Origin of the sequence: Novosphingobium aquae (assembly GCF_037572715.1) — a bacterium.
In the GTDB taxonomy this organism is placed as follows: Bacteria; Pseudomonadota; Alphaproteobacteria; order Sphingomonadales; family Sphingomonadaceae; genus Novosphingobium; species Novosphingobium aquae.
Genome location: NZ_JBBHJY010000001.1, coordinates 707,612 through 733,809, shown reverse-complemented (window position 1 = coordinate 733,809; position 26,198 = coordinate 707,612). Strand labels below are relative to the sequence as shown.

General features: G+C 61.3%; 26 protein-coding genes and 1 tRNA gene. 14 read left to right on the top strand and 13 right to left on the bottom strand.

The genetic code is table 11. The features are described from left to right. Nucleotides 1-28 precede the first annotated feature (28 nt). Genes WG900_RS03680 through dusB form a run of 3 tightly spaced genes read right to left on the bottom strand, consistent with a single transcriptional unit; the run spans nt 29 to nt 3,561 of the window. Nucleotides 29-1,438: a sigma-54-dependent transcriptional regulator gene (locus WG900_RS03680; RefSeq protein WP_339964749.1), complete on the bottom strand. Its 1,410-nt coding sequence runs from the start codon at nt 1,436-1,438 to the stop codon at nt 29-31. After that, a complete protein-coding gene (locus WG900_RS03675) occupies nt 1,435-2,535 on the bottom strand; it encodes a two-component system sensor histidine kinase NtrB (RefSeq protein ID WP_339964746.1) in 1,101 nt (366 codons plus the stop codon). The genes WG900_RS03680 and WG900_RS03675 overlap by 4 nt, the downstream gene beginning before the upstream one ends. Nucleotides 2,536-2,544: 9 nt before the next feature. After that, on the bottom strand, nt 2,545-3,561 hold the full coding sequence (gene dusB / locus WG900_RS03670) for a tRNA dihydrouridine synthase DusB (RefSeq protein ID WP_339964744.1): 1,017 nt from the start codon (nt 3,559-3,561) through the stop codon (nt 2,545-2,547). Between the two features lie 74 nt (nt 3,562-3,635). Here dusB and WG900_RS03665 point away from each other — a divergent pair, with 74 nt between their 5' ends. From WG900_RS03665 to WG900_RS03650, 4 genes are read left to right on the top strand one after another with little or no spacing between them, the layout of a single operon-like run. Beyond that, nucleotides 3,636-4,799, top strand: a complete 1,164-nt coding sequence (locus WG900_RS03665; protein WP_339964742.1) for a bifunctional 2-C-methyl-D-erythritol 4-phosphate cytidylyltransferase/2-C-methyl-D-erythritol 2,4-cyclodiphosphate synthase — start codon at nt 3,636-3,638, stop codon at nt 4,797-4,799. Between the two features lie 14 nt (nt 4,800-4,813). After that, complete coding sequence (locus tag WG900_RS03660; protein WP_339964740.1) at nt 4,814-5,338, top strand: hypothetical protein; 525 nt, start codon at nt 4,814-4,816, stop codon at nt 5,336-5,338. A gap of 24 nt (nt 5,339-5,362) precedes the next feature. After that, nucleotides 5,363-5,875: a hypothetical protein gene (locus WG900_RS03655; RefSeq protein WP_339964737.1), complete on the top strand. Its 513-nt coding sequence runs from the start codon at nt 5,363-5,365 to the stop codon at nt 5,873-5,875. A 1-nt stretch (nt 5,876) separates the two neighbouring features. Next, nucleotides 5,877-6,383 (top strand): CinA family protein, encoded by a 507-nt coding sequence (locus WG900_RS03650; protein ID WP_339964735.1) that lies wholly within the window; start codon nt 5,877-5,879, stop codon nt 6,381-6,383. On the opposite strand, the gene WG900_RS03645 is transcribed toward WG900_RS03650, so the two are convergent. Both WG900_RS03645 and lipA read right to left on the bottom strand, forming a co-directional pair. Continuing rightward, complete coding sequence (locus WG900_RS03645; RefSeq protein WP_339964732.1) at nt 6,344-6,805, bottom strand: type II toxin-antitoxin system RatA family toxin; 462 nt, start codon at nt 6,803-6,805, stop codon at nt 6,344-6,346. The two genes, WG900_RS03650 and WG900_RS03645, sit on opposite strands and share 40 nt — an antisense overlap. After that, entirely contained in the window at nt 6,805-7,761 is a 957-nt protein-coding gene (gene lipA, locus WG900_RS03640) for a lipoyl synthase (RefSeq protein ID WP_339964730.1), read from the bottom strand. Before lipA ends, WG900_RS03645 begins: the two co-directional genes overlap by 1 nt. A 67-nt stretch (nt 7,762-7,828) precedes the next feature. On the opposite strand from lipA, the gene WG900_RS03635 reads away from it, so the two are divergent. Further along, nucleotides 7,829-8,482 (top strand): carbonic anhydrase, encoded by a 654-nt coding sequence (locus WG900_RS03635; RefSeq protein ID WP_339964727.1) that lies wholly within the window; start codon nt 7,829-7,831, stop codon nt 8,480-8,482. A 60-nt stretch (nt 8,483-8,542) separates the two neighbouring features. Here WG900_RS03635 and WG900_RS03630 read toward each other — a convergent pair whose 3' ends face one another. Further along, a complete protein-coding gene (locus tag WG900_RS03630; RefSeq protein ID WP_339964726.1) occupies nt 8,543-9,961 on the bottom strand; it encodes a hypothetical protein in 1,419 nt (472 codons plus the stop codon). 272 nt (nt 9,962-10,233) lie between these two features. Between WG900_RS03630 and gyrA the strand changes: the two genes are divergently transcribed. Then, entirely contained in the window at nt 10,234-12,987 is a 2,754-nt protein-coding gene (gene gyrA / locus WG900_RS03625) for a DNA gyrase subunit A (RefSeq protein WP_417596801.1), read from the top strand. Beyond that, complete coding sequence (locus WG900_RS03620) at nt 12,984-13,337, top strand: DUF952 domain-containing protein (protein WP_339964724.1); 354 nt, start codon at nt 12,984-12,986, stop codon at nt 13,335-13,337. The genes gyrA and WG900_RS03620 overlap by 4 nt, the downstream gene beginning before the upstream one ends. A 192-nt stretch (nt 13,338-13,529) precedes the next feature. Here the strand turns inward: WG900_RS03620 and WG900_RS03615 are convergent, their stop codons facing one another. Next, nucleotides 13,530-14,189, bottom strand: coding sequence for a lysoplasmalogenase family protein (locus WG900_RS03615; RefSeq protein WP_339964723.1), 660 nt, complete (start codon nt 14,187-14,189; stop codon nt 13,530-13,532). Nucleotides 14,190-14,242: 53 nt separating this feature from the next. Between WG900_RS03615 and trmFO the strand changes: the two genes are divergently transcribed. Next, nucleotides 14,243-15,613 (top strand): methylenetetrahydrofolate--tRNA-(uracil(54)-C(5))-methyltransferase (FADH(2)-oxidizing) TrmFO, encoded by a 1,371-nt coding sequence (trmFO, locus tag WG900_RS03610; RefSeq protein ID WP_339964721.1) that lies wholly within the window; start codon nt 14,243-14,245, stop codon nt 15,611-15,613. A gap of 101 nt (nt 15,614-15,714) precedes the next feature. Here the strand turns inward: trmFO and WG900_RS03605 are convergent, their stop codons facing one another. Together WG900_RS03605 and WG900_RS03600 are read right to left on the bottom strand one after the other, a co-directional pair. Beyond that, nucleotides 15,715-16,257 carry an EF-hand domain-containing protein gene (locus tag WG900_RS03605; RefSeq protein WP_339964720.1) on the bottom strand — a complete coding sequence of 181 codons (543 nt, stop codon included), beginning with the start codon at nt 16,255-16,257 and terminating at the stop codon, nt 15,715-15,717. 36 nt (nt 16,258-16,293) lie between these two features. Then, entirely contained in the window at nt 16,294-16,956 is a 663-nt protein-coding gene (locus WG900_RS03600) for a hypothetical protein (protein WP_339964719.1), read from the bottom strand. Between the two features lie 188 nt (nt 16,957-17,144). Here WG900_RS03600 and WG900_RS03595 point away from each other — a divergent pair, with 188 nt between their 5' ends. From WG900_RS03595 to WG900_RS03570, 6 genes are all read left to right on the top strand, one after another. Further along, nucleotides 17,145-18,755 (top strand): pilus assembly protein TadG-related protein, encoded by a 1,611-nt coding sequence (locus tag WG900_RS03595; protein ID WP_339964718.1) that lies wholly within the window; start codon nt 17,145-17,147, stop codon nt 18,753-18,755. Further along, on the top strand, nt 18,755-19,237 hold the full coding sequence (locus WG900_RS03590; protein WP_339964716.1) for a TadE/TadG family type IV pilus assembly protein: 483 nt from the start codon (nt 18,755-18,757) through the stop codon (nt 19,235-19,237). Before WG900_RS03595 ends, WG900_RS03590 begins: the two co-directional genes overlap by 1 nt. Further along, nucleotides 19,234-19,668: a TadE family protein gene (locus tag WG900_RS03585; RefSeq protein WP_339964713.1), complete on the top strand. Its 435-nt coding sequence runs from the start codon at nt 19,234-19,236 to the stop codon at nt 19,666-19,668. Before WG900_RS03590 ends, WG900_RS03585 begins: the two co-directional genes overlap by 4 nt. Nucleotides 19,669-19,825: 157 nt before the next feature. Beyond that, the gene (locus tag WG900_RS03580; RefSeq protein ID WP_339964712.1) at nt 19,826-21,757 is read left to right on the top strand and encodes a TadE/TadG family type IV pilus assembly protein; all 1,932 of its coding nucleotides are present in this window, start codon (nt 19,826-19,828) and stop codon (nt 21,755-21,757) included. Beyond that, complete coding sequence (locus WG900_RS03575; protein WP_339964711.1) at nt 21,754-22,338, top strand: TadE/TadG family type IV pilus assembly protein; 585 nt, start codon at nt 21,754-21,756, stop codon at nt 22,336-22,338. The genes WG900_RS03580 and WG900_RS03575 overlap by 4 nt, the downstream gene beginning before the upstream one ends. Continuing rightward, nucleotides 22,338-22,991 carry a TadE/TadG family type IV pilus assembly protein gene (locus WG900_RS03570; protein ID WP_339964709.1) on the top strand — a complete coding sequence of 218 codons (654 nt, stop codon included), beginning with the start codon at nt 22,338-22,340 and terminating at the stop codon, nt 22,989-22,991. The genes WG900_RS03575 and WG900_RS03570 overlap by 1 nt, the downstream gene beginning before the upstream one ends. On the opposite strand, the gene WG900_RS03565 is transcribed toward WG900_RS03570, so the two are convergent. The 4 genes from WG900_RS03565 to WG900_RS03550 form a co-directional block, all read right to left on the bottom strand. After that, on the bottom strand, nt 22,992-24,305 hold the full coding sequence (locus tag WG900_RS03565; RefSeq protein ID WP_339964707.1) for a pyruvate dehydrogenase complex E1 component subunit beta: 1,314 nt from the start codon (nt 24,303-24,305) through the stop codon (nt 22,992-22,994). Next, nucleotides 24,305-25,369, bottom strand: a complete 1,065-nt coding sequence (pdhA, locus tag WG900_RS03560) for a pyruvate dehydrogenase (acetyl-transferring) E1 component subunit alpha (protein WP_339964704.1) — start codon at nt 25,367-25,369, stop codon at nt 24,305-24,307. The genes WG900_RS03565 and pdhA overlap by 1 nt, the downstream gene beginning before the upstream one ends. Nucleotides 25,370-25,512: 143 nt before the next feature. Then, nucleotides 25,513-25,824 carry an FtsB family cell division protein gene (locus WG900_RS03555; protein ID WP_339964702.1) on the bottom strand — a complete coding sequence of 104 codons (312 nt, stop codon included), beginning with the start codon at nt 25,822-25,824 and terminating at the stop codon, nt 25,513-25,515. Nucleotides 25,825-26,010: 186 nt separating this feature from the next. Beyond that, nucleotides 26,011-26,087, bottom strand: a tRNA-Arg gene (locus WG900_RS03550). Between the last annotated feature and the right edge of the window lie 111 nt (nt 26,088-26,198).

Here is a 26,198-nt window from a genome sequence, read left to right as displayed (position 1 = left end):
AGAAATGCAAGGGCTTTGTCGTGACGAGTCAGTTTCGGCGCGCAAAACTGTCAGGATCGATGTCCAATTCGCTGATGCGCTTGCGCAACGTATTTCGATTGATGCCGAGAATCTGCGCGGCGCGAAGCTGGTTGCCACCGGTCGAGCGCAGAACCTGCGAGAACAGCGGACGCTCGAAGGCCGCCAGCGCCTCGTCATAGACCTGCCCTGCCCCCGGAGCCGTGTCGGCCAGCCAGCGGATTACGCTGTCATCAAGATTGGCAGGGCTGCCCTCCGTCGCATCGCGCGGCTGGCTGACCAGCAAGGTGTCGAGTGTGGCCGCATCGATGATATCATCGCGTGCTAGCAGTGCCGCGCGATAGATGAAATTGCGCAGTTCACGCACGTTTCCGCGCCACGGCTGGCGCGACAGCAGTTCAGCGCCATCGGCAGACAACTGGTGACGTGGCAGGCCTTCCCCTGCGGCAAGCTGGAGGAAATGCCGGGCCAGCGCCTCGATATCATCAGCGCGCTCGCGCAGCGGCGGCATCTGGATCGGCACGACATTGAGCCGGTAATAGAGGTCCTCGCGGAAAGTACCTGCCGCGATCATCGGTTCAAGGTCCTTGTTGGTCGCGGCGATGATACGCACGTCAACCTTAACCTCGTCGCGCCCGCCAACGCGGCGGACCGTGCCCGATTGCAGAGCGCGCAAAAGCCGGGTCTGGGCTTGCATCGGCATGTCACCGATCTCGTCGAGGAACAATGTGCCGCCGTTGGCCTGCTCGAATTTGCCGATGTGCCGGGCAACCGCGCCGGTGAAGGCCCCCTTCTCGTGCCCGAACAGCTCGCTTTCGATCAATTCTGCCGGGATGGCGGCCGTGTTCACAGCTACAAATGGACCTGCGCTACGATGGCCAAGCTGATGAATTGCTTCAGCAACAAGTTCCTTGCCAGTCCCGGATTCACCGAGCACCAGCACCGTCAGGTCATTGCGCAGCACGCGCGTGATCATGCGGTAGACCGCTTGCATAGGGGCGGAGCGTCCGACCAGCGGCAATCCAGGCGTTGGCGTGTCTTGCGCATCGCTCATCTCCGCGCCCGAAGACATCGCAGCCTGACGCACCGTGCGCGCCAGTTCGTCGATGTCGAAAGGCTTGGGGAAATACTCGAATGCCCCGGTATCTGTCGCGCGCACCGCCGTATCGAGGGTATTCTGCGCCGAAAGCACGATGATCGGCATCTTCGGAAAGCTCTCCCGGATGCCGGGCAGGCCCGCGATGCCGTCACCATCGGTCAGCATCACGTCGGTAACCAACACGCTGAACGCGCTGTCAGCCAGCAAGCGGTCGCGCATGGCCACCGAATCGCAATGCGTGACCGAAAAACCCTCCGCCTCGAGAGCGGCAGTGATGACGATCGCAATCGACATGTCGTCTTCGACGAGGAGAACGCTCATCGCGAGGCTTTTCCTTTCTCGGGCGTGCCAGCATCGGGAGCTAGCGGCAGGTGCAGCCGGAAATGGGTCCAGCCCCCGGCTTCATCGCGCTCGTGGACAATTCGGCCGTTCATATCGCGCACCAGCTTGCGCACCAGTGCGAGGCCAAGCCCCTGCCCCGTCTTTTTGGTGGTGACGAACGGCTCGAATATATGGTCGACCATGGCCGGATCGATCCCCGGGCCATTGTCGCTGACCCTGAGTTCGATCGGCAAGCGTACCGGTTTGGCCCCCGGAGTCGCCGCCGAGAGCTGAATGCCGCTGGAAAATCGCGTGCGCACAATCACCTTGGGCCCACGCACATTCTGGCACGCCTCGACCGCGTTCGACAGCAGGTTGATCAACACTTGCAACAGGCCGTCCCGGCTGGCGAGAACCGGCGGGATAGAGGGATCGAACTCTTCGGCAATCGCTTCCCCCTTCCCCGCCGCATCGAGCACCTCACGGGCGCGGCGCACGGCTTCGTGCAGATTGCAGGCATCGACCGGAGCCACCGTGCGGCTGGAAAGTGCCTGCATCTCATCGATCAGGCGGGCAATCCGGTCGACCTCTTCCGCGATCAGGCTGGTCAGCGCGCGGTCCTTCTCGCCCAATTTGCGGGCCAACAGCTGCGCGGCCCCCTTGATGCCGGACAGCGGGTTCTTGATTTCGTGAGCGAGGATTTCCGGGGCGCGAAGCACCACATCCTCAGCGCCGCCGCCATCGTTGCCCAGCGCTTCCGCGCCGCTGGCATCCTGCAGGGTGACCATCTGCCAGCCCGGCTCGTCAATGATCGGAGCGACTGTAATATCGAGCCTTTTGGGCCCCAATCCGGCAACGATTACATTGATATCACGTGCTGATATCGGAGTCTCACTGTCCTGCAACCGGGCGATCAGCCGGTTATCCTTGAAATGGATCAGCTCGGTCAGCGAAAATCCGCGAAGGCGGCGCAGGCTCTGACTGAAGAATTGCTCCGCAGCGGGATTGGCCTGAACGATCTTTTGCCCCGGCCCGAGCAGCACAAGCGCCAGCCCGATCGATGATAGCTGGCGATGGGCATCGGGGAAATCCGCCATGTCGCGCCGTCAGGCTGCCTGGCGCTTCAGGAGCGGCGCGTAGAATTCGCGCAAATATCTAATGACTTCATCAGGATCATCGACGAAGTTCACCTTATTACGGAAATCGGCTGACCCATGCAGCCCTTTGGTATACCAACCGAGGTGCTTGCGGGCCATTTTTACGCCGGTTTCGCGGCCATAGAGCTCGAGCATCATGTCGTAATGTTCGATCATGGTGGCGAACTGGGTGTCGATATCAGGGTCTGCTTTCGCCGTGCCGGTGCGCAACCAGTGCATGACTTGGCCCAGAAGCCACGGTTTTCCGTAAGCGCCGCGCCCGATCATCACGCCGTCGGCGCCGGATTGCTCCATGGCGGCGGCGACATCCTCGATCGTGCAGATGTCGCCGTTGACGATCACCGGGATCGAGACGGCTTCCTTGACGCTGCGGACAAAACGCCAGTCCGCCTCGCCCTTGTACATCTGGTTGCGCGTACGGCCGTGGACTGTGACCATCTTCGCGCCGAGGTCCTCGGCAATGCGGGCAAGCTCGGGGGCGTTGAGGCTGTCGTGGCACCAGCCCATGCGCATCTTGACCGTCACCGGCACTGATACCGCTTTCACCGTCGCCTCGATCAGCCGCGTGGCGAGCGGAATGTCGCGCATCAGCGCCGATCCGGCATCGCCGTTGACCACCTTTTTCACCGGGCAGCCCATGTTGATATCAATGATCGCCGCACCCTGATCTTCGACCAGCTTCGCCGCCTCGGCCATTTGCGCGGGTTCGCAGCCGACCAACTGCATGGAGACCGGCTCTTCCGCCGCATCCCACATCGCCTTCTGCAGCGACTGGCGCGTTTCGCGGATCGCGGCGGGGCTGGCGATCATTTCTGTGACGTTGAGCCCCGAGCCGAACCGGCGCACCAGCCGGCGAAACGGCAAGTCGGTCACACCCGTCATCGGCGCAAGGATCACTGGGCAGTCGATAGCGACCGGCCCGACGGCTATCGGCCTGACTTGCGGGGGAGGAGGAACTGCGATCATCGAAATGTGCCTAAAATTTGGGCAGCGCATAGTGGATTGCCCCGGCAACCGCAAGATACTACCCGCGTTGGCTGATGAGCGAGCATCCTTCCCCCATTCGCGATACTGCCGCAGTCGTGGTTGCCGCTGGCGCCGGCCTGCGCGCCGGACAGCCGCTGCCCAAACAGTTCGCGCTGTGGCGCGGCCAACCGGTGGTGCGCCATTCGGTCGAGCGGCTGGCGCGGCGCGGTATTGCGCCGATTGTCGTGTGCATTCCCGAAGGCGTTGAGGACATTGCCGAACGGACGCTTGCAGGCCTAGAAGTCCAGTTCGTTACAGGCGGTGCGACACGGCAGGCCTCGGTTCGGGCCGGTCTTGAAGCGCTCGCCGCCCATGCACCGGCGCGCGTCCTGATCCACGACGCCGCCCGCCCCCTGATCCCCGATGCCCTGCTCGACCGCCTCAATGCCGCGCTGGACGCCAACAGGGCGGCGATCCCGGTCCTGCCGGTGATCGACAGCCTGACTCACGCAGAGGGCGGCTACATGGGCGCCCCGGCCCCGCGTGAAGCGCTGCGGCGGGCCCAGACCCCGCAGGCGTTCGAATTTACCGCAATCCACGCCGCACATCGCGCTTGGTCCGGCGCGGCAGATGCCGGCGACGATGCACAAGTCGCGCAGGCAGCCGGTATTCCCGTTGCCCTCGTCGAAGGAGACGAAGCCTTGCATAAATTGACCTTCGCCGAGGACTTCGCCGCCCAGTCTCTGTCGCAAAAACAGCCCGCCATGCGCGTTGGCAGTGGCTTTGACGTCCACCGCCTCTCGGAAGGCGAGGAAATGTGGCTCTGCGGCGTACAGATCGAACACAGCCACGGCCTAGCCGGTCACAGCGATGCCGACGTAGCAATCCATGCGCTTGTCGACGCATTGCTTGGCGCGATATCAGCTGGCGATATCGGCCAACACTTCCCGCCGAGCGACCCGCAATGGAAGGGCGCACCTTCCGCGCGGTTCCTCGCCCATGCGGTGCAACTTGTCGCAGAGGCGGGTTATGCGGTTGGCAATGTCGATGTAACAATCATCTGCGAGGCTCCGAAAATAGGGCCCCACCGCGCGGAAATGCAGGCGCGACTGGCTGATATCATGGGCGTTGCCTCCAGCCAGGTCAGCGTCAAAGCGACGACCACCGAAGGATTGGACAGCACCGGCCGGCGCGAAGGTATCGCCGCTCAGGCTATTGCCAGCGTGATCCGCAACTGAACGGACTTATCCCGATGCGTGCCTTAGCCCTGACACTTTCGCTTATATCGCTGGCGTCTTCGCAAGCGGCGATGGCGGCGGATGCGGCTTGCCTGGCCCCGCGCGAGGCGACGGCGGTGGCCTCCTACGCCCTGCCCAGCGTGATCGCCGGCACCAGCCAGCGCTGCAGCCCGGTGCTGGGCAAGGACGCCTATCTGACGCGCGAGGGGATGAAGCTCTCCGCGCGCTATGGCCCCGGCAAGGCCGCCGCATGGCCCGCAGCCAAGGCCGCGCTGCTCAAGATGGGCGGCGCAGGCGACATGACCGACGCCGTGCGCAAGCTTCCCGATGCGACCGTGCAGCCGCTGGTCGATGGACTGGTGACCAGCATGGTTGTGGAACAGATGCCGACCGACCGTTGTAGCTCGATTGACCGGGCGCTGTGGCTTCTCTCGCCTTTGCCTCCGGAAAACACGGCTGAACTGATTGCCCTGTCACTGGGGCTCATGGCACAGGGCAAAAATCCGAGGATCGGCAGAATCGCGATCTGCAAGGGCTGACCAGACATGACGCAAGGACATTCGATGAAAGCCGCCTTCCGCACCGCCGCGGGCCTCGCCGCCTTGATTTCCACGACAGCGCAAGCGGCCGAGCCGGCCTGCTTTACCCGCGCGGAAGTGAACAGCCTGATCGCCTATGCCTTGCCGGTCGTGATGGACCCGATGATCGCCAGTTGCCGGCCGCACCTAGCTTCGGATGCTTATCTGTTGTCGGGCGGACAACGGATTTCCGAGGTTCTTGCCGCGCGCAAGGATACGGAATGGAAGGCGGCGAAAGCGGCCGTCATGCGCGTTTGGGGCGGCTCGAAAGAACTCGATATGCCCGACAATGTTCTTCAGGCCAGCCTGAACGAGAAGGTCACAAAGGAACTTGCAGGAAAATTGAAAGCAAGTGAATGCAAGGATATCAGCGCAATAGCTGCTAAACTTTCGCCACTTTCTCCGGATCAACTGGTCGATCTGGCGGGCGAGATCATCGTTGTCGCCGTGCGCGACCGCAAGAGCAAGGCTGGCGCGATGATTTGCCAGGCGAACTGACATGACCGACCTGCACGACTCTCTGCTCCCCGCTGAACTCACCGATCTCGCCCGCCGGGTGATCGTGGAGAACGCCGCCGCGGGCCGCCGGGTTTCAGTCGCCGAAAGCTGCACAGGCGGGCTTGTTTCCGCGGCGCTGACCGAGATTGCGGGGTCGTCCGACGTGTTCGATCGCGGTTTCGTGACCTATTCGAACGAAGCCAAGCAGGAACTGCTGGGCGTATCGCCCGACATCATCGATACCTTCGGCGCGGTATCCATCGCCTGCGTCTGGGCCATGGCGCAAGGCGCGCTCAAGCATAGCCTGGCGGACGTTTCTGTGGCGATCAGCGGGATTGCTGGTCCGGGCGGCGGCAGCCGGGAAAAGCCGGTCGGCACAGTCGTCTTCGCCAGGGCAATTCGCGGCGAAGATGATTCGAACTCGGAGGAAAAGCACTTCGAACCCGGCACCCGGGCGCAGGTGAGGCTTCAGGCGGCGCTGGTGGCGCTGGAATTGCTGTTGCCGTAAAGATGTTCAGCCCGCGTCTCAAAAGCGGTGACCATCTTTCTGAAAGCCTTGTCGAAATATTGGCCGGCAATCTTTTCGAACAGGGCATTGCGAAAGCTGAACTGGACCGAAAAGTCCACTTCGCAACCACCTTCGGGCAGATCGCGGAACTGCCAGCGGTTGTCGAGGTCCTTGAGCGGGCCGTCTTCGTAGATCACCTCGATCGCATCGGGCCGGTGCTTGAGCACGCGTGAGGTGAACTTTTCCCGGATCGCCGAGAAGCCGACGAGCATGTCGGCGATCATTTCCTCTTCAGAATCTGATCGCACGCGCGTGGCGATGACCCAAGGCAGGAACTCGCCATAGCGCGAAACGTCGGCCACCAGATCGAACATCTGCTGGGCGCTCCACGGCAACCGGCGGATTTCGGCAATCCCGGGCATCAGGCCTTCGCCGTTTCCTTGGCCAGCTTGGCTTCGCGCGCGGCGCGCATCGCCTTGAAATCGTCGCCGGCGTGGTACGAGGAACGAGTCAGCGGGGTCGATGCGACCTGCAGGAAACCCTTGGCCCGGGCGATCGCGCCATAGGCGTTGAAGGCCTGCGGGGTGACGAATTCCTTGACCTCGGCATGTTTCGGCGTCGGCCGCAGGTATTGTCCCATTGTGAGGAAATCGATGTCGGCACTGCGCATGTCGTCCATCACTTGATGAACTTCGAGCCGCTGCTCGCCAAGGCCGAGCATGATGCCGCTCTTGGTGAAGATCATCGGGTTGTGGTGCTTCACTTCCTCAAGCAGGCGCAGTGAGGAATAGTAGCGCGCGCCGGGGCGGATCATCGGGTAATTGCGCGGCACCGTTTCAAGGTTGTGGTTATAGACGTCCGGCCCTGCCGCGACGATGGCTTCGACAGCTGCGCGCATCTTGCCGCGAAAATCAGGGGTGAGGATTTCGATCGTCGTCGACGGCGTCATACGGCGCAGCGCCTCGATCACCTTGACAAACTGCCCGGCCCCGCCATCGGCAAGGTCATCGCGGTCGACCGAGGTGATGACGATATGTTCAAGGCCCAGCTTGGCCGCGGCTTCGGCAACGTGTTCGGGTTCGAGCGGATCAACCTTGCGCGGCAGGCCGGTCTTGACGTTACAGAAAGCGCAGGCCCGCGTGCAGACGTCACCCAGGATCATCATCGTGGCGTGCTTTTTCGACCAGCATTCCCCGATGTTCGGACAGGCCGCTTCCTCGCACACCGTGGTGAGCGAGAGGCCGCGCATCAGATCGCGAGTCGCGGCATATTCGCGGCTTGTCGGCGCCTTGACTCGGATCCAGTCCGGCTTGCGCTGGCGTTCGGCCTCACCTTCCCCGGCAGGGGCAGGATTCTTTGGTGATGACATGTCGTTCATTGCCGCCGCCCATAGGCCTCAAAATCCCCTCTTGCCAGAGGCAATCGGCTTGCGCATGGGACTCCGCATGGCCGATGCAAACTCCCCCCAACTCGACCGCCTGCTAGCAGGATACCGCCGCTTTCGTGAATCTGGTTGGAACCCCAACCGCGAACGCTGGGCCGCCCTGCGCGAAGGGCAGGAACCCGAAATCATGGTCATTGCCTGCTCGGACAGCCGCGTTGACCCCTCGCAGATCTTCGACTTCGATCCGGGCGAGGCTTTTGTCGTGCGCAATGTCGCCGCGATGGTTCCTCCGTTCGAGACAACGCCCGGACGTCACGGCGTGTCCGCCGCGCTGGAATTTGCGGTGCAGGTGCTCAAGGTGAAGGAAATCGTCGTCGTCGGTCACGGCATGTGCGGTGGCTGCAAGGCGGCCCTGACTCAGGAACTGCGCGGAACCGAACCGGGCGAAGGCGGCTTCGTGGCCGACTGGATCGCCCTGCTCGACGATGCGCGCGATGAAGTCGCCGCCCGGCATGGCACCGAGGGCCGCGTGGCCGAGCGGGCGATGGAGCAGGCCGGCGTCAAGGTCAGCCTGGAAAACCTGCGCACCTTCCCCTGCATCCAGCGCAAGGAAGCCAAAGGCGAGCTTACATTGCGCGGCGCGTTCTTCGCCATTTCGGACGGGGTGCTCCACGTCCTTAACGAGGCTGACGGCCACTTCCACCCCGCCGATTGAGCGGATACGAAAAGGGCGACGGTTGCCCGCCGCCCTTTCGATTTTGGCAGTGCCCCGTTCTTAGGCGGCGGGCTTCATCTTCTGCACGGCATAGACCGACCACAGGCGTGCCATCGGCTGGCGGATGCCGGTGACCCCGTCAAACATGGCCTTGGCTTCTGCATATTTGCCTTGATCGAACAGGGTGATGCCGATGCGGGTGTTCACGCGCTGAACGTCAACGCCGCCCTTCTGCAGGGCCATCCGGTACAGCGCTTCAGCCTTGGCCGACTGGCCATAGGACATCAGCGCGTCAGCCGTTGCCGAGATCGAATTGCCCGTCGCAGTGGGCACCATCGCGCTCTTTTCGAGGCCCGGCAGCGTCGGCGTTTCCGCCTTAACTCGCTCGTTCGCCTGTGCCAGCGCCTCGGAAACCGAGATGTCGCTGCGCTGCAGCTTGCCAGCGGCGAGGCCGGCGTTCATCACCGTGAGCACTTCCTGCGGCAGACGGCGAGGATCGGCAGCCTGGATGAATTCGAAGTAGTCGGTGCTGTCGCTGAAGCTGTCCGTCCGCTGCATCAGGCGCATCAGGTCAAGCCGTTCCTGCACTTCGTACTTGGCGACAAGGCGCAGGATCGAAATAGCGCCGGCCCAATTTTCCTTGGTCGGATAGGCTTCCACCATCCCGTTCGAAAAGGCGCTGGCCTGATCGAGCATCTTGGCCTTGTAGGCCGCCGACAGGCCGCGGCGATACCATTCCTGCGGCGCGGAGGTGCCAGCGGCGTTACGCGCCTTGATGCTCGACATCAGGCGATCGAGACCAGTCTGGACCTGTCCTTGCTGAATGTAGGAATCGGCCAGCAGCGCTTCAGACGTATCGCCCTTGTAACCCGCCTTCACCGCAGCATCGAGCTGTGTGACGGCGCAGGCGAAATCCTTGAGGTCATAGCAGATCGAACCGATGGCGTTCTGCAGCTTGGGCGTATCCGCCGCCGGGTACTTGCCAGAGACCAGCATGGCTTCGTAGCCGCTGCGCACGATCTTCATGTCCTGAGCGGCAAGACCGAGGCCCGAAAGCAGCTGGCCGGCGACAAAGTTGTCATCCGGAGTCGTCGCAGCGCCCTTGAGCGCTTCGATCTGGGTGCGTTCGGCCGAGAAAGCGGTAAGCAGGTTGGCCAGCGCAGCTTCCCGCTGAGTCATCGCAGCCTTGCGAGCGGCTGAACCCTGGGCAGCGTTATAGGCATCTGTCGCCGTCTTGACGGCCTGCTGGGCAGCGACAACGTCAGGCCGCACCTTAGCCGTGTCGAGGCTCTTCTGTGCGGCAATTGCGAGCGGCTGGAAGGCCTTCGACATCTGGATCTTGGAAGCGGCAGGCGCAGCGGCCTCCTTTTCCTTCTTGGCGGCATTGGCCGGCAGAGCCACCGTTGCCGAAGCAGCGGCAAGCGCGAGGGCAATGGCACCGCGCGAAAGCAGGCCTGAGCGCCGGGAAATGGCGGACATGGGCAGTATTCTCCTCCAAAGTGCCCGCCGCGATTGTCGTGGCGGACTGCAAGACTTCAATCCCAGCATTGGCCGGGAAATGGGCCTTTTGCAATGCTGGCGTGCCTAGATTTTGCCCGGTGAACGCCGATTGAATGGCCGCTTCAGCTACCAGACTGCAAAGTGTGGAAAAAGGGGGGGCAAAAGACCGACAAAGGCACGCCGCGCTGGCCCTTTGCGGCGCATTCGCCTAGGGCCACGAAACCGAAAACAGAACAAAGATTACCGCAGCAGTGAGCGACGAAACCGAAATGCCTGTAACGCCGCAACCGGCAGAGGAATTCACCCGGATCGACATCGTCGACGAGATGAAGTCCAGCTACCTCGATTACGCGATGAGCGTGATCGTAGCGCGCGCCCTGCCTGACGTTCGCGACGGTTTGAAGCCGGTTCACCGCCGCATCCTGTTCGCCGCGCAGGAAGGCGGCATGGTCGCCGGAAGGCCCTATCGCAAGAGCGCCAAGATCGTCGGCGACGTAATGGGCAACTACCATCCGCATGGCGACAGCGCGATCTACGATGCGTTGGCCCGCATGACGCAGGACTGGTCGATGCGCCTGCCGCTGATCGACGGTCAGGGCAACTTCGGCTCGATGGACCCCGATCCGCCGGCATCGATGCGCTACACCGAAGCGCGCCTTGCCCGCGTGGCCAATGCGCTGCTCGACGATCTCGACAAGGATACCGTCAACTTCATCGACAACTACGACGGATCCCGCCAGGAACCGTCGGTCCTCCCGGCCCGCTTCCCCAACCTGCTGGTCAACGGCGCAGGCGGTATCGCGGTCGGCATGGCGACCAACATCCCGCCGCACAATCTGGGCGAAGTGATCGACGGCTGCCTCGCCTATATCGAGAATCCGGCGATCACGACCGAGGAACTGATCGAGATCATTCCCGGGCCGGACTTCCCGACCGCGCCGATGATCCTTGGCCAGGCGGGCGCGCGTTCCGCTTACCTGACCGGGCGCGGTTCGGTGCTGCAGCGCTGCCGCTACGAGATCGAGGAAGGCCGCGGTGATCGCCGCTCGATTATTCTCACTTCGATGCCCTATCAGGTCGGCAAATCGGGTCTGGTCGAAAAGATCGCCGAAGCCGCCAAGGACAAGCGGATCGAAGGCGTTTCAGACATCCGAGACGAATCGAGCCGCTTGGGCGTGCGCGTCGTCATCGAACTGAAGCGCGATGCGACGCACGAAGTGGTGCTCAATCAGCTGTGGCGGCACACGCCGGCGCAGTCGAGCTTCCCGGCGAACATGCTGGCGATTCGCGGCGGCCGCCCCGAAACGCTAACCCTGCGCGAATTCATCAGCGCCTTCATCACCTTCCGCGAGGAAGTGATCACCCGCCGCACCAAGTTCGAACTGAACAAGGCGCGTGACCGCGCACACATCTTGCTCGGCCTCGTCATCGCGGTGACCAACCTTGATGAAGTCGTGCGCATCATCCGCGCCGCGCCGAATCCGGCGGCGGCCCGCGCGGCCCTCGTCACCCGCGAGTGGCCGATTGGTGACATCGCGCAGTACATCCGCCTGGTCGAAGCGATCGAGCCCGATGCCGAGCAGAGCGGCGGCACCTATCGTCTTTCCGAAGCGCAAGTGAAGGCCATCCTCGACCTGCGCCTGCACCGCCTCACCGCGCTGGGCCGCGACGAGATCGGCGACGAGCTCAAGATTCTGGCGATCGCCATCGAGGAATACCTCGCGATCCTTGGCGACCGGGCAAAGCTTTACGCGGTCATGGTGCAGGAGCTCACCGATATCCGCGCCGCCTATGCCACGCCGCGCAAGTCCGAGATCGCCCCCGCATGGGACGGCATCGACGACGAAGACCTCATCGAGCGTGAGGAAATGGTCGTTACCGTGACCATGGACGGCTATATCAAGCGCACCCCGCTTGCCACTTTCCGCGCGCAGAATCGCGGCGGCAAGGGCCGCGCCGGTATGGCGACCAAGGACGAAGACGTGGTGCAGACCATGTTCGTCTGCTCGACTCACAATCCGGTGCTGTTCTTCTCGACCGCCGGCAAGGTTTACCGCCTCAAGGTCTGGAAGCTGCCCGAAGGCGGCCCGGCCACGCGCGGCCGCCCTATCGTCAACCTGCTGCCGGCACTCGACAAGGACGAGACGATCCAGACCGTCCTCGCCCTGCCCGAGGACGAAGCAGAGTGGGGCAACCTCTCGGTCGTCTTCGCCACGGCCAAGGGAAATGTCCGCCGCAACTCGATGGACTCGTTCGCCAACGTGCCATCGAACGGCAAGTTTGCCATGCGCTTTGAAGAGGGCAGCGAAGATCGCCTGATCGGCGTCGCCCTGCTCGATCCGACCGACGATGTCCTGCTCGCCAGCCGCTCTGGCAAGGCGATCCGCTTTGCCGGCGACGAAGTGCGCGAATTCACCAGCCGCACCTCCACCGGCGTGCGCGGCATGTTGCTCAAGGGCGACGACGAGGTGATCAGCCTGTCGATCCTTCACCGCGTTGGCACCAGCGCGGAAGAGCGCGAACAATATGTCCGCTTCGCCCCGTGGAAGGGCGAAAAGGAAGGCGAGCCTTCGCTCACGCCTGAGCGCATGGCCGAACTGGCGGAACGCGAGCAGTTCATCCTGACTGTCTGCGCCAATGGTTATGGCAAGATGAGCTCGGCCTACGAATACCGCCGCACCGGCCGCGGTGGTCAGGGCATTACCAATATCGACAACATCGGTCGCAACGGTCCGGTCGTCGCGAGCTTCCCGGCGGTTCAGGCCGACCAGCTGATGCTGGTCACCGATCAGGCCAAGCTGATCCGCTTGCCGCTCGAATCGCTGCGAGTGATCGGGCGCGGGTCTGCCGGTGTCCGCCTGTTCAGCGTTGCCGACGCGGAACATGTGGTCAGCGCCGTGCGTTTGGCGGATTCAGGCGAGGATGAAGCCGAGGTCGAGGATATCGAAGCGACCGAGGCTTCCCCCGAAGCCCCAACTGACGATGCGGAACCCGCTGCCGAATGAGTGATCTTCCCCTCACTGCCTACAAGGTCCTGACCGGGCCGCAGATGGCTGAACTGGAAGAGACCGGCGCGTTCAAGGGCGCGCCGGTCGATCTCGCCGATGGCTACATCCACTTGTCGACTGCAGCGCAGCTGACTGAAACGGTCGACAAGCATTTCGCCGGGCAGTCGGACCTGCATGTCGTCGCGGTTGATCTTGAAGCGCTGGGCGATGCTGTGAAGTGGGAACCTTCACGTGGCGGGCAACTGTTCCCGCATATCTATGGCGACCTGCCGCTGTCCGCCGCCGTGGTCTACAGCCCCCTGCACCGCGATGAGGATGGTGCGATCAGGTTGCCGGTCGCGGGCTAGGTTTAGGCTCGCATCCCTTCAAAACCATCGTCATGCTGAACTTGTTTCAGCATCTATCGGGCCGCACGCGCGGCGCGGTGAACGAAATGCAGCCTCGCGACCGTTCTTCGTAACGAGACTTCGGGGCGAAACGAGAAATGGATGCTGAAACAAGTTCAGCATGACGTGCTGGTCAAGGAGCGATTGACCCACTCAACGAACTGACCCGAGCCGCAAGACGCTCAGCACTCCAAGGCAGATCATCAACTGCCCTATATAATAGAGCGGCCAGATCAGCAGGTGCGGCAAGGCGCTATCGGCCAGCGGGCCGCCCTCCGCAAAGATCAGCAGGTCGGACAGCACGAACAGCACTGCGCCGATCCCGACTGAATAGCGGGAGAAGCGGCTGGTCCATGCAGCTGCCGCCATCAGTCCAAGCGCCAGTGCATAGACCAGAACCATCGCGGCCGATGCGCGGTCGGCGGGCAGGCTCCAGCCGGCAAGGGGCACGGCGACGAGGATCACCAAGGCGAGCATCATCTGGCTGGTCGTCAGCCGGTCGCGCCGGAACCCGAGATAGAGTGCCACAGCGAGCAGGTGGCCGATCAGGAAGGCGGCGGCTCCGGCGACCGTGTCGAACTCGATCACCATGTCGCCCAACGCGCCCAGCGCCATGACGCCCGCCAACATCGCGCCGCTTCGTCCGGGTCCGTACAAAAGAGCGAGCAAAGCCAGCATCCCGACTCCGGTGCCTTTGAGGATGATAAGCGCCAAAGGCATGGGGTCAGCAGATCGCAGCAAGTAAAAGGCGAGCGCCCCGGCAACGCTCGCTGCGATCAAAGCCTTGCCGCGGGTGTCAAAGGTCGATGTCATCGTGCCAGCTAACCCCTGTCCAAGCAGGCCCGCAAGGGCTAGAGGCTGCCCCCATGCAATATGACGTGCACATCATCGGCGGCGGGCTCGCCGGAAGCGAGGCAGCGTGGCAACTCGCGCGGCGCGGGCTCAAGGTTCGCTTGTCGGAAATGCGAGGCTCCGGAGAGCGCTCGCCGGCGCACCAGACCGATCAGCTGGCCGAACTGGTTTGCTCGAACTCGTTCCGCTCGGACGACGATACGTCGAACGCCGTCGGCCTGCTGCACCACGAAATGCGTGCGCTCGATTCGCTGGTCATGGCCGCCGCCGCGAAGGCGCGGGTGCCCGCCGGATCGGCGCTGGCGGTCGACCGCGATTTTTTCTCGGCCGAGGTCGAGGCAGCGCTGGCCGGCCTGCCCAACCTGACCGTGGTGCGCGAACGCATCGATACTCTGCCAGATGCCGGCCTGACCATCGTCGCCACCGGGCCGCTGACAGCAGAGAGCCTCGCCGGGTCCATCGGCCGCGCGACCGGCGCCGACAGCCTCGCCTTCTTCGATGCCATCGCGCCGATCGTCTATCGCGACTCCATCGACATGGACGTCGCCTGGATGGCCAGCCGCTGGGACAAGGGCGCCGAAGCAAGCTTCGAGATGGGCGGCGACGGGCGCGATTATATCAATTGCCCGATGACCCGCGAGCAGTACGAGGCATTCCACGCCGGGTTGATGGCGGGCGAAAAGACCGAGTTCAAGGAATGGGAGGCAAACACCCCCTATTTCGATGGCTGCATGCCGATCGAGGTCATGGCATCGCGCGGGGTGGAAACGCTGCGCTTCGGGCCGATGAAGCCGGTTGGACTCGATAATCCCCACTGGGCCACCGAAGAACACCCCAATGGCCGCTGGCCCTATGCCGTGGTCCAACTGCGGCAGGATAACAAGCTGGGCACGCTGTGGAACATGGTCGGCTTCCAGACCAAGCTGAAGCACGCAGAACAGGTGCGCCTGTTCCGCACGATACCGGGCTTGGAAAACGCCGAGTTCGCGCGGCTGGGCGGGCTGCACCGCAATACGTTCCTCAATTCGCCGACCTTGCTCGACCGACAGCTGCGGCTGAAGTCTGCGCCGCACATTCGCTTTGCCGGGCAGATCACCGGCTGCGAAGGCTATGTCGAAAGCTCGGCCGTCGGCCTGATTGCCGGGTTGATGACGGCCTGCGAATTGGCGGGCACCGATTGGCAGGCCCCGCCAGCCACCACGGCGCTGGGGGCGCTGCTCTCACATATCACCGGCGATGCCGAGGCGGACAGCTATCAGCCGATGAACGTCAATTTCGGCCTGTTCCCGCCGCTGCACGATGTGAAGAAAAAGGCGCGCAAGGCGGCCTATACGGACCGGGCAAAGACTGATCTGTCAGATTGGAAGCAGGCCGCTGCGCTGTAATGTCGTCCCGGACCTGACCCGGGACCGGTGGAGAGATTACGCGATCTTGAAAGGCCGCGCAATTTGGCCAGCGGTCCCGGGTCAGGTCCGGGTCGACGAGTCTATTCCTCGCCATCTTCCTCGGCTGCATCCGCAACCTCGGTCGCCGCAGCGCGGTTGTTGGCTGCGCGCGCTTTCGTTGTCGGGCCGCAATTGCACGCCGGTTTCGCTTTCGCCTTGGGCTTGGTTTTGGTGAACTCGCCGCGATCAAGTTTGCCGTCGCCGTTGCCGTCCGCGCCCTTGAAGCGGTTGGAGGTTTTCACCGCCCATTCTTCAAAGCTGAGCAGGTTGTTCCCGTCGGTATCAAGTTTGCGGAAGCCGGCGATGCGCGGGGTGAGCATTTCGATGCGGGTGATCTTGTCGTCGCGGTTGCGGTCGAGCCGGTCGAAGCGGCGCTGTTCCTTGGTCGCTTCGCTGGTCGCTGGCGGCAATGCCCCGAGCAGCCCTTGCCCGGTCGCGTCGGGCAGGCCTTCGTCCGCCGGCAGCCCCCCCGGCACGGCTGGCAGCGGCTCGCCTATGTCGAGTGCGGCGCGGCCCTGCCACCAGAACAAGCCCGTAGCGACAAGCAGCAGGGCGGCGAAGGCTCCCAGGACTGTGCGATTCATCGCTGATTCTCCGTGAAAGCCCTTAGTGCCAAGTCCTTAGCAGCCTAGCAAGCCCGCCCGCATGGCTGTGAACAGCGCCGCTGGCGTGGTCAGGTGCGCCGCCCCGCCCTTGCGCGCCGCGCGCGTGGAAACACGCTGAAGCACGAGCAAGGGGCGCAGGGCCCTGGGCAGGCCCGCAGGCGCAGGGCAATCCGCCAGCCCCTTCAGCGCCAGCGCCTGTTCGCGCGGATCGCCGAGGTGGCAAGCGAGGTCCGCCATCGCCCAGGAACGGGCAAGATCGGGTGCTGGGTCGGCCAGTCCCATGCAGGCCGCCAGCGCGGATATTCCTGCCGCCCTGCCCTGCGCAAAGCTTTCCAGTGCAGCCAGCGGCAGGGGAGGATCGCCCAGCAGCGCCTCCCAGCCATCCACCAGCGGTGAAAGCGCGCTGCCGCCGTCCGGCCAGTCAGCAAACCTTGCAAGCAAGGGCTCGCCGCGTGGACGATCGCAGGGCGCTTGCTCCAGCCGCTCGCGCCACCAGGCCAGCCGGATCTGCGCCAGCACCGGATCGCGCGCCTGCCGAAGCAGTCCCGCAAGCCGGGTATCGAGGGAAAGAAAGCTAAGCCAAGCCGGCTTGGCGGGTCCCGGAGCATATGCCAGCGCCAGTCGGTAAAGCGGCGAAAGCCCGTCGATCAGCACAGCATCCATGGCCAGCGCGTTCATGCCTTGGCCGCAGACTGTCAAGTGCGGCGAGGCCGCTCAGCCAGAATCGCCGGCCGCTTGGCCAGATTCGAGCCAATCTGCCACCTTCCCCAGCGTTAACCGAACCTTTGCAATGAAACGTTTACCAGCACCTACGTATTAGGGCCAATACGCCACGTGCCAAAAATGGGCCTGAGCAAGGTAATCCGATGTTTGACAGAGCGCGAAAGATTTTCCGGGATCTGGTCAGCAACGCCAGTGGTAATGCGGCTCTGGTTGTGGCGATCAGCATGCCGGCAATCATTGGCGGTGGCGGGCTTGCTGTCGATACGGCCCAGTGGTTCCTGTGGAAGCGCGAGTTGCAGGTCGCAGTCGATCAAGCGGCAATCGCCGGAGCGTGGGCACGCACCAGCTCCGCGACGATCTCAACCTATCAGACCCGCGCAATCCAGGAATACAACGCCAACATCCAGACGGTTGCGGACTTTGATTCCACGCCGACGGTCACGCTGGGCAACCATGGCAGCGGATTGAATAATGCTGTCACCGTCGAAGCTTCGGCGAGCAAGGCGCTGCCGTTTTCGAGCTTCCTGACCGGTCGCTCAGTGACGGTAAAGGTCAGCGCGAAGGCTGCCACCTCGGCTGGAACGAACTATTCCGGCTGTATTGTCGCGCTGCATCCATCGATGCAGGGCGCCTTCACCCTGGGCGGCAATGCCAGCGGTTCGGCAACCTGTGGCGTTGTCGCGCTTTCAACGCACGCGACGGCGGCGATGGTCAAGAATGGCTCCTCCACGGCGCAGTTGGGCATGCTGGTTGCGGGCGGCGGCATTGACAGCGAGTTCTCCAGCAATGGCACCATGCACCCCAACAGCGGGGGCCTGACCAACCCCCTTGGCAACATCGGCCAGCCAAACCCCAGCCCCAGCCCGGCCCAGACCTATTCCTGTCCTGCTGTCACTGCTGCCAGCACGACCACCACGGCGACCAAACGGGTTTCGACGGTCACGACCTATCAGTACCACACCGGCAACAATTCGAACCAGGCACTGGCGTCCGCCAATGCCGGAACCAATACGACAACGTATTCGCCAGCTACTGCCGGTTCGTCCAACGCCGGAACTGCGATCAGCAATGTCGAAGTTCCGTCAGGTTCGGTCAATGGGTCAACCAGCACAACCAGCTACACCTATGTGCGGCAGGTCAGCACCTCGCCCAAGAAGTATGAAATCAAGAAGGTTGTCACGACAACGACCCTCAGTGATGTCACCACAACCACGACGCCGGCCTCAGACGGCATCGCCCGCCCCGAGCCAGGCACATATGGCACGATCAACGTGACGTGCGAGACCCATTTCCAGCCGGGAATCTATGTCGTCGACTCTATCGATTTCGGTCAGAACCATGTTGTGACCGGCACCGACGTGATGTTCGTCATCAAGACGTCGAACGGCATGCATATCAATTCGACTTCTAACGTGACGCTGAGCGGAATCACCAAGGAAACCTTGGTGAACACCTATGGCTATACCAACGCCGTCGCCGACACGCTCGCTTCGCTCGTTTTCCATGACAAGGATTCCACCGAGCAGATCAAGCTGAACGGCAATTCCACCGTCGTGCTGAACGGGATCCTCTATATGCCAAAGCGGGAAATCTGGTTCAACGGTACGACCGCCGTTTCCGGTGTCTGCATGATGGTGGTGGCCAACAACGTAACAATCACTGGCGCGACCGACTTCAACAACTTCTGCATTCCCGCAGGTGCCAACATCCTGGATGCTGGCGGCGCGGAATCCGTCGTGACACTGGTATCGTGATGGGCCTGATGCGAATATTCTTTGCGCTGGCCGGTGACCGGAACGGTGCGGTTTCGCTGGAGACCGCGCTGATCGCGCCGGTGCTGCTTTCCATGTCGGTGGGTTCCTATGAAGCCAGCCGGATCGTGGCCCGGCAGTCAGAACTGCAGATTGCCTCTGCCGAAGCATCGTCCGTTGCGCTGGCATCCGAACCGACCAGCCCTTCTCGCCGGGCAACCCTGAAAGGCATCTTGCAGACATCGACCGGACTTGATCAGGACCATGTCGCGGTCGATGCCGCCTATCGGTGCGGGTCGACGACTCAGTACGCTACCGATGCAACCGGGTGCGGCACGAACCTCATCAGTTCCTACGTCAAGATCACGCTGAGAGACACTTACACGCCGGTCTGGACGAAGTTCGGCATTGGCAATACGGTTCCGCTCAACGTCACGCGCTATGTCATGATCAAGCAGCAGACCACAGCGTCGGACGCGATATGATCAAGCGCACCACACTTGGCATTGTCCGCGATGCAAGCGGATCGGTGGCGATCGAGTTCGCCCTGCTCATCCCGGTTCTGATCACGATGATGCTTGGCGTCTTCCAGATCGGCATCACGATGAACAGCTACAACGCCATGCGCAGCGCGTCGGCCGATATTGCCCGTTACACCGTGGTTCAATACCAGAACGGCAGCTTCCGGGATACCAACGACCTGACAACGACAGCGCGGACGATGGCGACTTCGGCGCCCTATATGCTCGATACGTCGCGGCTGACGATCAGCGTAAGCCGGCCAGAGACTCAGCGCGTTGCAGGCACGACCGAATTGTCGGTATCGATCAGGTACAACGCGCCTTCGGTCATGAACCTGATCGGCGTCAGCGACATACCACTCAGCTATTCGCAGCCGGTGTTCCTCGTCGAATAGACCCAGTGTGTAAATCCCCGAGTGTCGTTTCGGGCGTTTCGTTGCGGGTGATATGTAAAAACACGCAGCGTCAACAAATTAACCCTCCGAATTAACGAAGCCGTTACGGGCCCTCGTCTATTGCGGCACCGTACCGGGAAACCTCAGGTGGGGGCGCATGCGCTTTTTGAGCGGAAGGGATATGGCACGACAGGCAGCGCGATTCATCGCGCGGCTTTCGCGCGACCAGGCTGGCAACACCCTGATGATCGTCGCCTTCTCGCTCGTCCCGATCCTTGCCATGATCGGCGGCGGGATCGACATGGGCCGCGGCTATCTCTCGCAAAGCCGCCTGCAGCAGGCCTGCGATGCCGGCGTGCTTGCCGCGCGCAAGAAACTGGCAAACACCACTGTCAGCGGAGCCATACCGCCAGTGGACGTCAAGACTGTGGGTGACAGGTTTTTTACCGCAAATTTCAAGACCGGATCTTACGGCACTGGAACGCGTAAATTCCAGATGGCCATCGAACCCGACAAGTCAGTCTCAGGGAATGCAGACGTCAAGGTGCCTACTACCTTGATGGCACTTTTTGGTTTTCGCGAACTCAACATAGCTGTGACCTGCCAAGCGAAGGTTAGTTTCTCGAATACCGATGTCATGATGGTGCTTGATGTCACGGGGTCGATGAACGAAACCAATCCCGGTGACACCAAATCTCGGATCAAGGTTCTCCGCGACGTCGTAAAGTCATTTCACAGTCAGCTCGAAAAAGCAAAAAGCACGGGCGCGCGGATGCGCTATGGATTTGTGCCTTATGCGACCAACGTCAACGTTGGATATCTTCTGAAATCGGGATGGATGGTCGACAAATGGACGTACGAAGGTCGCGAAGCTCATGATACCGGACTGATCGTCGATAGTCAGAAGTACCAGACAAAAAATACTTACGAAAGCGGCACTTTCTCTTACGGCTCAACATATGATGCGCCGTCATGCCCGGCAGGGGGACTGACTTGGAATACTATCAACAATTGGACTGATCCCGACGGAACCGAGAACTGGCGCGTCCAAATCGATGGGACCGACTACAACTGCGAGACCAGCGGTGAAGGCGATACCACAATCACTCCGTTCACGTATGTAGCCTATACCTATGTGTATTCTCAAAAACCATTAGGCACAGTAAAAGAAAAGCTCTTCGACTGGCACTATCGGCCCATCAGCGTTGACGTCAGTACTTTCAAATCCGTTTTTCCGGATTTGCCGCCCGTCGGCGGAAAGCTTCAACTCGATATGGGTGGGATCCCGTCCAAGACTTCTAAAATCGACGCTCGATTCAACGGCTGCATTGAAGAGCGGAAGACCTACGATATCAGTGATTATGCAAATGTCGACCTGAGCAAAGCGCTTGATCTCGATATCGACATGGTACCTGTCGATACAGACCCCGATACGCAGTGGAAACCGCAACTACCCGAAATTTCTTGGGAACGAAGCCTCACTTGGACAAATTACTCTCTGTGGAACTGGACACCGAACGGAGATTTTTACCAAGGCGATTTCATTAACGCGGGAGCGAACGGTTTTGCATCATGCCCGAAATCCGCTCGCAAGCTCGCAGAAATGACCAACGGCGAAGTATCCACGTATCTTGATTCCTTAACCGCCGCCGGAAACACATACCATGACATTGGTATGATCTGGGGTGGGCGACTTCTCTCTCCTACAGGTCTATTTGCTTCAGAAAATGCGGACACTGGGGGCGTGGTGACGAACCGGCATCTTATTTTTCTTACCGACGGCCTGACTATGCCTAACGAGCTATCGTACGGAGCTTATGGCCTTGAAAGTTTGTCGCGGAGGCGTTGGTCGCCCTCTTCACAGTATACTCTGACAAAGGTCGTTGAAAATAGGCTCGCAGTTGCGTGCAAAGAGATAAAGAAAAAGAACATTTCTGTATGGGTAATTGGTTTTGGGGTCGCTCTCAATCCTACACTGACTGATTGTGCTGGAAAAGGGCATTACTTCGAAGCATCGAATGCAGCATCTCTTTATACTGCATTCGATCAGATCATTGGCGGCATGGGTGACTTGAGAATATCGAAATGACCTTCTGGAAAAACCTCGCTTCGAACCAGGACGGCGTTACCGTCATCGAATTCGCGCTCATTTCGCCCGTGCTGATCATGCTGCTGATGGGGACCTACGACGTCGCCTATCAGCTCTACGCCAGTTCGGTCCTGCAAGGTGCAATACAGAAAGCAGGTCGCGACTCCACTATCGAAGGCGCGGCGAGTTCGATTTCAACAATCGACCAAAAAGTCGCAGATACGGTCCGCTTCGTAGTGCCGAATGCGACGATGACGTTCCAACGCAAGTCATATACCAATTTTAGCAATGTAGCGAAGCCTGAAGATTTTACCGATGTGAACAACAACGGGAGCTGTGATTTGGGCGAGGTCTATGAAGACGCCAATGGAAATGGCATCTGGGATGCTGATCGCGGAAAAACCGGACAAGGCGGCGCAAAAGACGCGGTGCTTTACAGCATTACCGTGACTTATCCCCGCCCACTTGCAGTCGCTAAACTGATTGGATTGTCTGAAAACATAACAATCAAGACGGAGACCGTGCTTAGAAACCAGCCTTACGGAAGCCAAGATGTCACTAAGTTGGTCAAGAACTGCTAATGACGCGCCTACGCTCCTTTCTCTTTTGGCTAAGACTGTCTGAACGCGGCGTTGCCGCAGTTGAGTTCGCGATCATCGCGCCAATTTTGCTCACTTCGCTCCTCTATGGAGGTGAAATGGCTTGGTACATGATGGTACAGTTGCGAGTGAGCCAAGTCACCCTCCAGGTGGCCGACAACGCTTCGCGCATCGGCGATTCGTCAACACTCACCAATCGAAAAATCTACGAAGGCGACATCAATGACGTGATGATGGGCGCAAACCTCGATGGCGGATCGACGCTAAACCTATTGTCAAACGGCAGGGTCATAATATCGAGCCTCGAGGTAAACACCTCCAACCAGCAGTTCATCAAGTGGCAGCGTTGCAAGGGCGCGAAGAACGTGCCGTCCAGCTACGGTATCCAGGGCGACATCAAGACCGGCGGCATTGGCCCGACCGGTCAGGAAGTAACAGCCCCGACCAGCGACGCGGTGATCTTTGTCGAGGTCATTTATGACTACAAGCCGCTGATTTCCGGCGCGCTGTTCTCGAACAAGACGATCAAGTCCACTGCCGCGTTCAACGTGCGCGACAGCCGCGACCTGACGCAGATCTACCAAACCAACCCGGTCGGCATCGTCGCCAGCTGCTCGACCTTTTCGGCCAGCTGATTACTTATAGCAGACCTTGCGCACCGCCGCGGCAATCCGCGCCGGATCGATGATCGCCGCCTTTTCCAGGTTCGCCGCATATGGCAGCGGCACATCCTCGTTGCAGACACGCAGAACCGGCGCATCGAGGTGGTCGAAGCCCTCCTCCATGCAGATCGCCATGATTTCGGAGGCAATGCCGCAGACCGGCCAGCCTTCCTCTGCAATGACGAGGCGGTTGGTCTTGGCCAAGCTTTTCAACACAGCCTCACGGTCAAGCGGGCGCAGGGTGCGCAGGTCGAGCACTTCGGCGTCGATCCCCTCACCCGCCAGCACTTCTGCTGCTTCGAGTGACCAGCCGACGGCAATAGAGTAGGACACGATCGTCACGTCCTTGCCTTCACGGATGACGCGGGCCTTGCCGATGGGGATGACGTGGTCATCTTCCTCGGCAATCTCGAAGTTGCGGCCATAGACCAGTTCGTTTTCGAGGAAGACCACCGGGTCTTCGCTGCGGATTGCCGCCTTGAGCAGGCCCTTGGCATCCGAAGCATCGAACGGCGCGATCACGATCAGGCCCGGGACCGAGGCATACCACGGGCCATAGTTCTGGCTGTGCTGCGCGCCGACGCGGCTGGCGGCGCCGTTGGGTCCGCGAAACACGATCGGGCAGCGCATCTGGCCGCCGGACATGTAATTGGTCTTGGCCGCCGAATTGATGACGTGGTCAATCGCCTGCATGGCGAAGTTGAAGGTCATAAATTCAACGATCGGACGCAAGCCGCCCATCGCTGCGCCGGTGCCGATACCGGCAAAGCCATATTCGGTGATCGGCGTATCGATCACGCGCCTTGGCCCGAATTCGTCGAGCAGGCCCTGGGTGACCTTATAGGCGCCCTGATACTGCGCGACTTCCTCGCCCATGACAAAGACGCGGTCGTCGCGGCGCATTTCCTCGGCCATGGCGTCGCGCAGGGCCTCGCGCACGGTGATCGTTTTCATGTTCGACTTGGCGGGCGCAGGCGCAGCTTCAACCGGAGCGGCTTCATCGACAGGTGCTGGCGCAGGCGCCGCAGCGGTAGGCGAACCTACATCGCCCTCACCGATAACGGCGATCACGGTGCCGACCTTCACGCCTTCGGTGCCTTCGGCCACGAGGATCTTGCCGATTGTGCCTTCGTCGACGGCTTCGAATTCCATCGTCGCCTTGTCCGTCTCGATCTCGGCCAGAATGTCGCCCGACTTCACTTCGTCGCCTTCCTTGACGAGCCAGCGGGCGAGCTTGCCCTCTTCCATAGTTGGCGAGAGCGCGGGCATCTTGAGTTCGACGGCCATCAGTAACGCTCCACCAGAACGTCGGTGTACAATTCGCCCATTTCCGGCTCTGGCGAGCTTTCGGCAAAATCGGCGGCTTCGGAAACGCGGGTGCGGATTGCCTTGTCGATGTCCTTGAGCTTGTCTTCGGACATGCCTCGGGCGATCAGTTCAACCTTCGCGGCTTCGATCGGATCGTGCTTTTCGCGCATTTCCTGCACTTCGTCGCGGCTGCGGTACTTCGCCGGATCGGACATCGAGTGGCCGCGATAGCGATAGGTGTGCATTTCCATCAGCACCGGGCCGTTGCCGGCGCGGACAAATTCCAGCGCGACTTCGGTGGCCTTGCGCACTTCCAGCACGTCCATGCCGTTGACGCTCATGCCCGGAATGCGGAATCCTGTGCCGCGGCGGTAGAAATGCGTTTCCGCCGAACCGCGCGTGACCGCCGTGCCCATGGCATAGCCGTTATTCTCGACCACGAAGATCACCGGCAGCTTCCACAGCGCCGCCATGTTGAAGCTTTCATAGACCTGCCCCTGGTTGGCCGCGCCGTCTCCGAAATAGGAGAGGCACACGCCGCCGTCGCCCCGGTACTGGCTGGCAAAGGCAAGGCCTGCCCCCAGCGGCACCTGCGCGCCGACGATGCCGTGGCCGCCGTAAAACCGGTGCTCGGTGCTGAACATGTGCATCGAGCCGCCCTTGCCCTTGGAAATCCCGGCGGCGCGGCCCGTAAGTTCAGCCATGATCACCTTGGGTTCGATGCCATAGGCGAGCATGTGGCCGTGATCGCGGTAGCCGGTGATGACGCTGTCCTTGTCATCATCAAGCGCTGAAAGCATGCCCACGGCAACCGCTTCCTGTCCGATGTACAAGTGGCAGAACCCGCCGATCAGGCCGAGGCCGTAAAGCTGGCCCGCCCGCTCTTCAAAGCGGCGGATGAGCAGCATCTGCTCATAGAACTTCAACAGTTCTTCGTCGCCGGCCTTGTAAAGCTTGTCAGCTTCAAAAGCGGTCTGGAGCGAACGAAGCTCGAAGGTTTCGCCGCCCGATTGAGCGGAGGTCTTTTTAGCGGCTTTGGCCAATGATGGTCCCCTGGGGAAAGAACTCGCTCCCGTATAGAGAGCGATCTCGACAAGGGGAACCGGGGCTGTGCACTTTTATTGCCGCCCTACGAAATTCTGATAGCCGGATGGGTAACCGTACTCGGACCTTTTCCGCCGGCAGGTTACTTGAGGATCAGGACCATTTCGTCCTCATGGACGACGTTGAGGTCGCGGCGCACCAGTTCACCCGCCAGATCGGGGTCGGCGCCATTGGGATCAAGCCGCTCAACCCGGTTTTTCAGCGCGTCGCGCTCAACTATGGCCTGCTTCAGTTCGGAATTGCGCTGATCGAGCATGTGGAGGTTTTCACCCCAGGCCAGCAGCCCACTTGGCCCGGCAACGGCCAGTCCCGACATGATGAGAAGCAGCGACAGGGCACCCAGCTGGGTGATCTTCTCGCTCTTCAGCCGGGGCTCGCTCCGCATCCTTTGCATGCCTCCAAGAATCATATTCGATTGGGCCATGCAAGCATAAAATGTGTTGGATTCTCACGACTTTGGCTGGCGATTTGGAAGCGGCAAAACAGGACTATCGCAAGGCCCTGAAATGATTCACTTTTGTTACAACTGCAACAGGAGAGGCATAATTTTGATTGGACGTAAACTGACTGGTGCAAAGGATGGTGCGCCCGACGGGATTCGAACCCATGGCCCCCAGATTAGGAATCTGGTGCTCTATCCTGCTGAGCTACGGGCGCACTCGATGCGGCTCTAAGCGGCGCAGCATGATCTCGCAAGCCCGACGGGATTGGCCTTCGCTGCGCTACGGCCGGCTCCGCGCCTTTGGCGCTCCGGCTTCGAACCCATGG